Source organism: Dactylosporangium aurantiacum (assembly GCF_000716715.1).
Taxonomy (GTDB): domain Bacteria; phylum Actinomycetota; class Actinomycetes; order Mycobacteriales; family Micromonosporaceae; genus Dactylosporangium; species Dactylosporangium aurantiacum.
The window spans coordinates 1-238 of record NZ_JNYJ01000208.1 but is presented as its reverse complement, the minus strand read 5'-3'; the positions used below and the strand labels follow the sequence as shown (position 1 = coordinate 238).

Here is a 238-nt window from a genome sequence, read left to right as displayed (position 1 = left end):
GGAGTCGCACGAGAACCTGGACCAGTTGGACCGGGACCTGGTGGCGTTGGAGGCGGCGCCGGGGTCGCGGGAGCTGCTGTCCTCGATCTTCCGCACGATCCACACGATCAAGGGCACTTCGGGGTTCCTGGCGTTCAATCGTCTGGAGAAGGTCACGCATGTCGGTGAGTCGTTGTTGTCCCGGCTGCGTGACGGCGCGCAGGGGATGACGCCGTCGACGACGGACGCGTTGCTGCGG

1 protein-coding gene is annotated in these 238 nt (G+C 66.4%); it reads left to right on the top strand.

The features are described from left to right. Nucleotides 1-238, top strand: a 238-nt coding sequence (locus tag OP18_RS50935; RefSeq protein WP_033368083.1) for an Hpt domain-containing protein, incomplete at both ends; no start/stop codon positions are given.